The organism is Agromyces humi, assembly GCF_009720255.1.
Classification (GTDB): domain Bacteria; phylum Actinomycetota; class Actinomycetes; order Actinomycetales; family Microbacteriaceae; genus Agromyces; species Agromyces humi.
Window position 1 is genome coordinate 1 of record NZ_WJSP02000125.1, and the last position, 9,299, is coordinate 9,299.

A 9,299-nucleotide genomic window follows, 5' to 3' on the forward strand; every position below is an offset into this window, starting at 1 on the left:
CGGCTGCGGCCGGCACGCCGACCGCGGTGAGCCGCGCGGCGAACGCCGCATTGCGTGCCGCGTACTGCGCTCCGGCGGCCGTGACGCGGGCCATGACGTCGGGGTCGGTGACGAGCGACAGCACGAGGCGCTGCAGGAGGTGGCTCACCCACGTGGTGCCTGGGGTCAGGCGCGTCGCGAGTCGTTCGGCCGTCTCGGGATCGGATGCCGCGACGGCGAGGCACATGTCGGGTCCGAGGAACTTCGACACCGATCGCACGAGCGCCCATCGCCGATGATCGGGCCCGATGAGTGAGCGGAACGGGGTTCGCGACAGCATCGAGAAGTGGTCGTCCTCGATCACCAGCACATAGGGGTACGCGCGCAGCACCTCGCGCAGGTCGGCGGCGCGCGATTCCGAGAGGCTGGCCCCGGTCGGATTCTGCGCCCGCGGCGTGCTGACGACGGCACGCACGCCCTGCTCGAGCGCGGACCGGAGACCATCCACCGTCATGCCCTCGTCGTCGACCGGCACCGGCACCGCGCGATATCCGCCGACGCGGACGGTGTGGATGCTGGTCAGGAAGCAGGGATCCTCGAGTGCCACCGCGTCGTCGCGCACGAGCGCCTGGGCGAGCAGCCGCTCCACCGCGTCGGCGGCCCCGTTCGTGATCGTGAGCCGCAGCTCCGACGGGGCCAGGTCGGCGCGCATCCACGCGTGCGCCCACTGCTCGAGGCCAGGGTCGATGACGGGCTCGCCGTAGAGCACCGGGCGTCCCGCCATGCCGGCGAGCGCACGGGACGGGTCGGGGATGAGATCGGGGTCGGGGTTCCCGGTCGCCACGTCGCGGAGCACGCTGTCGGGGGCGAAGCCCTCTTGCGCGACGGCGGAGCGGTCGGCCACGTGCGTACCCCCGCGGCCGCGGGTGACGACCATTCCGGCCGAGGTCAGCTGGCGGTACGCCGCGACCGCGGTGTTGCGGTTGACCCCCAGGCTCTCCGCGAGGTTGCGCACGGGGGGCAGCGGATCGCCCGGCTGGAGGCCGCCGCGCTCGATGAGTGCTCGGACGCTCGCGGCGATGTCCGCGGCCGATCGTCCGGTGATCTCGAGGGTCAGGTCATGATCCATGGGTGCTCCGAGTCTAGGGTCCGGACCATGCTATCTTTTGGCCTAGGTCAAGCGGACGCCCGGTCCGCCGAACTGCGCGAGCGCGCGTCATCCGTCGAAAGGACCCCCCGATGAGCACTGTCGAGACCGGCTCCAGCCGCGTGAAGCGCGGCCTCGCCGAGATGCTGAAGGGCGGCGTCATCATGGACGTCGTCACGCCCGAGCAGGCCCGCATCGCGGAGGACGCCGGCGCCGTCGCCGTCATGGCGCTCGAGCGCGTCCCGGCCGACATCCGCGCCCAGGGCGGCGTCGCCCGCATGAGCGACCCCGACCTCATCGAGGCGATCATCGCCGAGGTCTCGATCCCCGTCATGGCGAAGGCCCGCATCGGTCACTTCGTCGAGGCGCAGGTGCTCCAGGCGCTCGACGTCGACTACATCGACGAGTCCGAGGTGCTCTCGCCCGCCGACTACGTGAACCACATCGACAAGTGGGCGTTCAACACGCCCTTCGTGTGCGGCGCCACCAACCTGGGCGAGGCGCTCCGACGCATCAACGAGGGCGCGGCCATGATCCGCTCGAAGGGCGAGGCCGGCACCGGCGACGTCTCCGAGGCGACCAAGCACATCCGCAAGATCACCTCCGAGATCAACCAGCTGAAGTCGATGACGCGCGACGAGCTCTACGTGGCGGCCAAGGACCTGCAGGCTCCGTACGAGCTCGTGGCCGAGATCGCCGATACCGGCAAGCTCCCCGTGGTGCTCTTCACCGCGGGCGGCGTCGCCACCCCGGCCGACGCGGCCATGATGATGCAGCTCGGCGCCGACGGCGTGTTCGTCGGCTCCGGCATCTTCAAGTCGGGCAACCCAGAGGCCCGCGCCGCGGCCGTCGTCAAGGCGACGACGTTCTACGACGACCCCGCCGTGATCGCCGACGTGTCGCGCGGCCTGGGCGAGGCCATGGTCGGCATCAACGTCGGCGACCTCGCCGCCCCGCATCGTCTCGCCGAGCGCGGCTGGTGACCTCCACGCTCCGCAGCGAGTCGATCGGCGCGGGGGAGGAGGCTGCGGCCGGACCCCGCGTCGGCGTGCTCGCCCTGCAGGGCGACTTCCGGGAGCACGCGCACGTGCTGTCGCGTCTCGGCGCCCGCGTGTCGCTGGTGCGTCGGCCGGATGAGCTCGCCGAGATCGACGGCCTCGTCATCCCCGGTGGCGAGTCGAGCGTCATGGACAAGCTCTCGCGCTCGTTCGGCCTCGCCGAGCCCTTGAAGGCCGCGATCGGCGACGGGATGCCGGTGTACGGCACCTGCGCGGGGCTCATCATGCTCGCCGACAGGGTGCTCGACGCGATCGCGGGCCAGCAGAGCCTCGGCGGCCTCGACGTGGTGGTGCGGCGCAATGCCTTCGGATCGCAGAACCAGTCGTTCGAGACCGACCTCGACATCCCCGCGCTCGGTGACGAGCCCGTGCACGCGGTGTTCATCCGCGGGCCCGTCGTCGACTCGGTCGGGCCCGGCGCGACGGCGCTCGCAACGCTCGAGGACGGGCGCGTCGTCGCGGTCGAGCAGGGCAACCTGCTCGGCACGAGCTTCCATCCCGAGATCACCGGCGAGTACCGATTCCACGAGTACTTCCTCGGCAAGGTGCGCGACAGGACGCAGCGCTCGACCCACTGACCCGGAGGTGGGCAGTGGGGGATAGGGTCGCGACATGACCGAGTACATCGCCCTTCTCCGCGGCGTCAACGTCGGCGGCATCACGGTGAAGTCCGCCGACCTGCGCGACCTCTTCGCCGGGCTCGGATTCGAGGGCGTGCGCACCGTCCTCGCGAGCGGGAACGTCGTGTTCGAGGCCCCGTCGCGCGATTCCAGGACCACGGTGAAGTCGCGCATCGAGCAGGGGCTGCGCGACCGGTTCGGATACGACGCGTGGATCGTGCTCATCACGCACGCCGAGCTCGAGCGGGCGATCGACGCGTTCCCCTTCGACGCCGAGGATGCCGACCGGCAGCCCTGGGTGATCTTCGCTCCCGACCGGGCAATTGCCGACGAGCTCATGGGCTTCGCCGACCAGGCCGACCCCGACGTCGACCCGCTCGCCGCGGGCGACGGCGTCGTCTACTGGAACCCGGTCAAGGGCACGACCGTCGACACCCCGTTCGCCAAGCTGCTGTCGAAGGCGAAGTACAAGCCCGCGACGACGAATCGCAACCTCCGCACGCTGCGAAAGATCCTCGTCTGAAGCGGGTCGCCGCGGCATCCGCCCGTCGACCGGATGCCGCTCGATCGCTGCCATACAATGGTTCGTCGGCGGATGCACCCGCCGCGAAGCGATTCAGGAGCATCATGTCCGGGCATTCCAAGTGGGCGACGACCAAGCACAAGAAGGCCGTCATCGACCAGCGACGGGCGAAGTCGTTCGCCAAGCTCATCAAGAACATCGAGGTCGCAGCCAAGATGGGCGGTGCCGACCTCTCGGGCAACCCGACGCTGGTCGACGCCGTGCAGAAGGCGAAGAAGACGTCGGTGCCCAACGACAACATCGACCGCGCCATCAAGCGCGGCGCCGGGCTCACCGGTGAGTCGATCGAGTACACGACGATCATGTACGAGGGCTACGGCCCGAACGGCGTCGCGCTGCTCATCGAGTGCCTCACCGACAACAAGAACCGTGCCGCCGCCGAGGTGCGCACGCTCATGAGCCGCAACGGCGGCACCATGGCCGACCCCGGCAGCGTCGCCTACAACTTCGCCCGCAAGGGCGTCATCGTCGTCCCGTCCGAGGGCACCACCGAAGACGACATCCTCGCCGCGGTGCTCGATGCAGGCGCCGAGGAGGTCAACGACGAGGGCGACACCTTCGAGGTGATCACCGAGGCGTCCGACATGGTCGCGGCGCGCACGGCCCTGCAGGAGGCCGGCATCGACTACGACTCGGCGGATGCCGCGTTCGTGCCGAACCTGAAGGTGGAGGTCGACGCCGACACCGCCCGCAAGGTGTTCCGGCTCATCGATGCCCTGGAAGACAGCGACGACGTGCAGAACATCTACAGCAACTTCGACCTCTCGGCCGAGGTGCAGGCCGAGCTCGAAGCCGAGGACTAGGCCGATCGCCGTGCGCGTGCTGGGCATCGACCCGGGGCTCACGCGCTGCGGCGTGGGTGTGGTCGACGTCGAGCCGAACCGCACCGCCCGTCTCGTCGACGTCGTCGTGCTGCGTTCTCCGGCCGACCTCGACACGCCCAGACGGCTGGCGCGCATCGCCGATGGCCTGGAGGCGATCCTCGAGGAGCACCGGCCGCAGGCCGTGGCGCTCGAGCGCGTCTTCGCGCGCGCCGACGCGTCGGGCGGTCACGTCGACGCCGGCCTCCGCGTCGTGCCCGTGAAGCACTGGGGACGCTGGGTGCTCTCGGCGGTCGTCGCGTTCGTCATCCTGCAGTTCCTCTGGTCGCTCGCGTCCAACCCGCAGTGGCAGTGGGACGTGTTCGCCGAGTACTTCTTCGCCCCCTCGGTGATCAACGGCCTCTGGCTGACCCTCGCCCTCACGGCCGTGTCGGGCGTCATCGGGTTCGTGCTCGGCGCGGTGCTCGCGGTGTTCCGCCTGTCGAAGTCGCCACTGCTCAACGGCGCGGCCTGGTGGTACATCTGGTTCTTCCGGTCCGTGCCGCTCGTCGTGCAGATCCTGGTCTGGTACAACCTCGGCTACCTCTACCCGACGCTGGGACTCGGCACGCCGTTCACGACCGACTTCTGGCTCGTCGAGTTCCCGACCACGACGCTCATCAGTGCCTTCGCCGCGGCGACCATCGGCCTCTCGCTGCACCAGGCCGCGTACTCCGCCGAGATCATCCGCGCCGGCATCCTCTCGGTCGACCAGGGCCAGCTCGAGGCGGCGGGCGCGCTCGGGCTGCCCCGCCGCGTCCGGTTCTTCCGCATCACGCTGCCGCAGGCCGCGCGGGCCATCGTGCCGAACGCGTTCAACGAGATCATCGGGCTCGTGAAGGGCACCTCGGTCGTCTTCATCGTGGCGCTGCCCGAGCTGTTCTACACGGTGCAGGTCATCTACAACCGCAACCAGCGGGTCATCCCGCTGCTGCTCGTCGCGGTGGTCTGGTACGCGCTCATCACCACGATCCTGTCCATCGCGCAGTACTACGTGGAGCGGCGGTTCGCCCGCGGCGCCGTGCGGGAGCTGCCGCCGACACCCGTGCAACGTGCGAAGGCCTGGACGCGCACGCAGTGGCAGCGACTCGGCGACGCCCCGCCATCCGCCGACCCAGAACCCATCACGACGCGCGCCGGAGGTGCCGCATGACCACCACGACCCTGACGCCGTCGTTCGACGAGCACTTCGTGCCCACCCGCAAGGCCGCGACCGTCGGCCGGGTCGAGATCGCCGACGTGTCGAAGTCGTACGGCACGAACCTGGTGCTGCACGACGTCTCGCTCACGATCGAGCCCGGGCAGGTCGTCGCGCTCATCGGCCCGTCGGGCTCGGGCAAGTCGACGCTGCTGCGCGCCATCAACCACCTCGAGACGGTCGATCGCGGCTCGATCACGGTCGACGGGCAGTACATCGGGTACGAGCGCAAGGGCGACACCCTGCACGAGCTGCGCGAGGCGGAGATCCTGCGGCGGCGCACCCAGGTCGGGCTCGTCTTCCAGAACTTCAACCTCTTCCCGCACCTCACGGCGATCGAGAACATCGTCGAGGCGCCGCTCGCCCACAAGCGCCTCTCGAAGGCCGACGCCCGCGCCCTCGCCGAGGCGCTGCTCGCCCGGGTCGGCCTCGCCGACAAGGCCGACCACTACCCGCGGCAGCTCTCCGGCGGCCAGCAGCAGCGCGTGGCCATCGCCAGGGCGCTCGCGCTCTCGCCGAAGGTGCTGCTCTTCGACGAGCCGACGTCGGCGCTCGACCCCGAGCTCGTCGGCGAGGTGCTCGACGTCATCCGCGGCCTCGCCAGGGACGGCACGACCCTCGTGATCGTCACGCACGAGATCGGCTTCGCGCGCGAGGTCGCCGACCGCGTCGTCTTCCTCGACCACGGCGAGATCGTCGAACAGGGAACCCCGGGGCAGGTGCTGCGCGCTCCGCGCCAGCGCCGCACCCGCGACTTCCTCGCGAAGGTGCTCTAGAACCCGAGCCCCGCGAGAAGAACCCGGTGCGGCATTGCACTGCCGCACCGGGCGAATCCGAGAAACCGACCCGGCTATCGGACGGAACAACACTAGGAGAGTCCACTCATGGCCATCAACAAGAAGCAGGTGGGAGTGATCGTCGCGGGTGTCGCGGTCGTCGCGCTCGTCGGCGGCGGCATCGTCTGGGCGGTCAGCGCCGGCAACTCCGCCGCGGCCGAGACCGCGGCATCCGGCAGCACCGAGGAGCAGGTGCAGGAGGCCGCGCAGTTCGACCTCACGTCGCAGAACGCCGCCGACCGGCCCACGATCGAGCCGGTGCAGGCCGCCGTCGACGCGCTCGAGGCGAGCGGCTTCACGCCGATCGAGGCGGGCAAGCTCACCGTCGCGGTCTCGCCGTTCGCGGCGCCGCTCGGGGTGCTCGCATCCGACGACGACGCGACCGTGATCGGCACCGAGGCGGACTTCGGCTCGCTCATCGCCGACGGCCTCGGCCTCGAGTACCACCCGGTGGCCGTGAACTGGGCCGACTGGCCGCTCGGCATCCAGTCGGGCAAGTACGACCTCATCGCGTCGAACGTCACGGTGACCGAGGAGCGCAAGGAGCTCTACGACTTCGCGAGCTACCGGCAGGACCTGCTCGGCTTCTACGTCAAGGCCGACAGCGACATCGACGCCATCGAGAGCGCCGAGGACATCTCGGGCCTGAAGATCGTCGTCGGCTCGGGCACGAACCAGGAGAAGATCCTGCTCGCGTGGAACGCAGAGCTCGAGAGCCAGGGGGAGCAGCCCGCCGAGCTCGTCTACTACGACGACCAGGCGGCATCCGACCTCGCACTCTCGTCGGGCCGCGTCGACGCCACGTTCGGCCCCAACGCGACCGCCGCCTACCGCGCCGCCACCACCGGCGAGACGAAGCTCGTCGGCACGCTGAACGGCGGCTGGCCCGAGACGGCGCCCATCGCCGCGGGCACGGCGAAGGGCAACGGCCTTATCGAGCCGGTGCAGCTCGTGCTCCAGTCGATCATCGATGACGGCACCTACCAGGAGGTGCTCGACCGCTGGGCGCTCACGAGCGAGGCGGTCGACGAGTCCGAGATCAACCCGCCGGGCCTGCCGAAGTCCGAGTAGGGCTCGACGGCCCGATCCGTCGACGGATGCCGCGTGGCGAGGGCTGCGCGGCATCCGTCGTTCGCGTGCTTCGGATCGCCGTCGCGATCGGTAGGGTTCGGGCATGGCATCCCCGGTGACCGTTCGCGCCGCGCGCGTCGAGGACGCCGCCGAGATGGCGCGCGTGCTCGTGCGGTCGTGGCGCGAGACGTACCGCGGGCTGATGCGCGACGAGGTGCTCGACGACCCGGGGCTGATCGCGTTCCGGGAACGGTTCTGGATCGCCGCGCTGACCGACGAGCGCTACCGCGCGAGCCGCGCCGCGGTCGCCGAGCGCGACGGCGAGCTCATCGGGGTCGCGCTCGCCGGCCCGCCGGATCCGCCCGAGCCCGGCTGGACCACCCACCTGTACGTGCTCTACGTCCTCGCCGCCGAGCACGGATCGGGCGCGGGTGCCGCCCTGCTCGACGCCGTGGTCGACGCCCGCGAATCCGCCGCGCTCTGGGTCGCCGACCCGAACCCGCGGGCGCAGGCGTTCTATCGCCGGCACGGGTTCGTCGCCGACGGGACGGTGCAGGTCGACGACGGCGTGCGCGAGATCCGCATGGTGCGCCGGGCCCGTCCCGAGACCGGGGCGTCGACGCCGGGGAGTCAGGCGAAGTAGCCCTCGACGTCGAGCACGCCGCCCTGCGCCGCGAAGTCGGCGCGCACGGCGGCCAGCAGCCCGTCGTCGACGAGGACGTCGGCAAGCGTCGTCGCGAGGCCGTACGCGGCATCCGTCACCGCCGTGCTCGCCTCGGGGGCGCCCGCATATGCGGCGAATTCACGCGTGTGCAGGCTGACGTCGGGCGGTGCGACCCGGATCACCGGGTGGATGCCGGGCACCCGGACGCTGACGTTGCCGAAGTCGGTCGACGCCGACTGGTGGGAGGGTGCGTCGGCCGCTCGCCGCACGATGCGCTCTCGTTCGGCCTGCGCCAGCGCCCAGCGGTCGCCCAGCGGGGCGTTGTGGCGGATCGGCAGGCTGAACGGCTGCGGATCCCAGATGACCTCGACGCCGGTGCCGGTGGCCAGGGCGATGCCGTGCGCGATGTCGTCGACCCGAGCCGAGAGCTCGCGCAGCGTGTCCGCGGCGTGCGAGCGCACGTAGTACTCGAGCTCGGCGCGCTCGGGCACGACGTTGGGGCGCTCGCCGCCGTCGACGAACACGCCGTGGATGCGATCGCCCGGTGCGAGGTGCTGGCGCAGCAGGCCGACCGCCTGGTAGTTCAGGGTGGCGGCATCGAGCGCGTTCCGGCCCTGCCAGGGCGCCGCCGAAGCGTGCGCCGCGACGCCGTGGTACACGATCCGCACGATTCTGCGACCGATGAACGGCGGGTCGGCGACGTCGGCGCCGAACGGATGCGCCATCACGGCCGCGTCGACACCGTCGAAGGCGCCGGCCCGGGCGAGCAGCTCCTTGCCGTTGCCGCCCTCCTCGGCGGGTGTGCCGAGGAGCAGGATCCGTCCGGGCAACGTGCCGGGCGGCAGCGCGCCTCGCGCCTCGGCGAGGGCGAGGAACGCGCCGACGGATGCCGCGGCGATGAGGTGGTGGCCGCAGGCGTGGCCGAGGCCCGGGAGCGCGTCGTACTCCGCCAGGACCGCGACGGTCGGACCGTCGCTCGTGCCGGGGGCCTCGGCGAGGAACGCCGTGGGCAGGCCGTGCACGCCGACCGTCGGGGCGATGCCCGCGCTGGCCAACAGCTCGGCGATCGCCGCGACGCTCCCGCTCTCCGCGAAGCCCGGTTCCGCAAGCTTGAAGATGCGAGCGGCGAGGTCGCCGAGCGCAGGCGCCAGCCCGTCGACGGCGCCCGTGACGGCGGTCCTCACCTCGGCCGGTGCTCCGACGTGCGGCGAGGTGATCGCGGGGGCCGCGGCCGAACGTCGCTCTGCCTCCGCCGCGGCCGCCTCGAGGAACAGCGAGCTCGG

Annotated in this window: 10 protein-coding genes; 8 read left to right on the forward strand and 2 right to left on the reverse strand. The window is 71.2% G+C overall.

Annotated features, from left to right (window positions below; translation table 11 throughout):
* Positions 1–1,108: aminotransferase class I/II-fold pyridoxal phosphate-dependent enzyme (locus tag GH736_RS11590; RefSeq protein ID WP_159603384.1), on the reverse strand; the 1,108-nt coding region annotated here is incomplete at its 3' end.
* Between the two features lie 110 nt (positions 1,109–1,218).
* Here GH736_RS11590 and pdxS point away from each other — a divergent pair.
* The 8 genes from pdxS (at position 1,219) to GH736_RS11630 (ending at position 7,995) form a co-directional block, all read left to right on the forward strand.
* On the forward strand, positions 1,219–2,109 hold the full coding sequence (gene pdxS, locus GH736_RS11595) for a pyridoxal 5'-phosphate synthase lyase subunit PdxS (protein WP_159603386.1): 891 nt from the start codon (positions 1,219–1,221) through the stop codon (positions 2,107–2,109).
* Positions 2,106–2,762 (forward strand): pyridoxal 5'-phosphate synthase glutaminase subunit PdxT, encoded by a 657-nt coding sequence (pdxT, locus tag GH736_RS11600; RefSeq protein WP_203230735.1) that lies wholly within the window; start codon positions 2,106–2,108, stop codon positions 2,760–2,762. The genes pdxS and pdxT overlap by 4 nt, the downstream gene beginning before the upstream one ends.
* A gap of 34 nt (positions 2,763–2,796) precedes the next feature.
* Positions 2,797–3,327: a DUF1697 domain-containing protein gene (locus GH736_RS11605; RefSeq protein ID WP_159603388.1), complete on the forward strand. Its 531-nt coding sequence runs from the start codon at positions 2,797–2,799 to the stop codon at positions 3,325–3,327.
* A gap of 104 nt (positions 3,328–3,431) precedes the next feature.
* The gene (locus GH736_RS11610) at positions 3,432–4,190 is read left to right on the forward strand and encodes a YebC/PmpR family DNA-binding transcriptional regulator (protein ID WP_159603390.1); all 759 of its coding nucleotides are present in this window, start codon (positions 3,432–3,434) and stop codon (positions 4,188–4,190) included.
* 10 nt (positions 4,191–4,200) lie between these two features.
* Positions 4,201–5,400, forward strand: coding sequence for a crossover junction endodeoxyribonuclease RuvC (locus GH736_RS11615; RefSeq protein ID WP_159603392.1), 1,200 nt, complete (start codon positions 4,201–4,203; stop codon positions 5,398–5,400).
* Complete coding sequence (locus GH736_RS11620; RefSeq protein ID WP_159603394.1) at positions 5,397–6,221, forward strand: amino acid ABC transporter ATP-binding protein; 825 nt, start codon at positions 5,397–5,399, stop codon at positions 6,219–6,221. The genes GH736_RS11615 and GH736_RS11620 overlap by 4 nt, the downstream gene beginning before the upstream one ends.
* A gap of 108 nt (positions 6,222–6,329) precedes the next feature.
* Positions 6,330–7,352 carry an ABC transporter substrate-binding protein gene (locus GH736_RS11625; RefSeq protein WP_159603396.1) on the forward strand — a complete coding sequence of 341 codons (1,023 nt, stop codon included), beginning with the start codon at positions 6,330–6,332 and terminating at the stop codon, positions 7,350–7,352.
* A gap of 103 nt (positions 7,353–7,455) precedes the next feature.
* On the forward strand, positions 7,456–7,995 hold the full coding sequence (locus GH736_RS11630) for a GNAT family N-acetyltransferase (protein ID WP_203230736.1): 540 nt from the start codon (positions 7,456–7,458) through the stop codon (positions 7,993–7,995).
* On the opposite strand, the gene GH736_RS11635 is transcribed toward GH736_RS11630, so the two are convergent.
* Positions 7,983–9,299: M20 family metallopeptidase (locus GH736_RS11635; RefSeq protein WP_235934069.1), on the reverse strand; the 1,317-nt coding region annotated here is incomplete at its 5' end. The genes GH736_RS11630 and GH736_RS11635 overlap by 13 nt on opposite strands.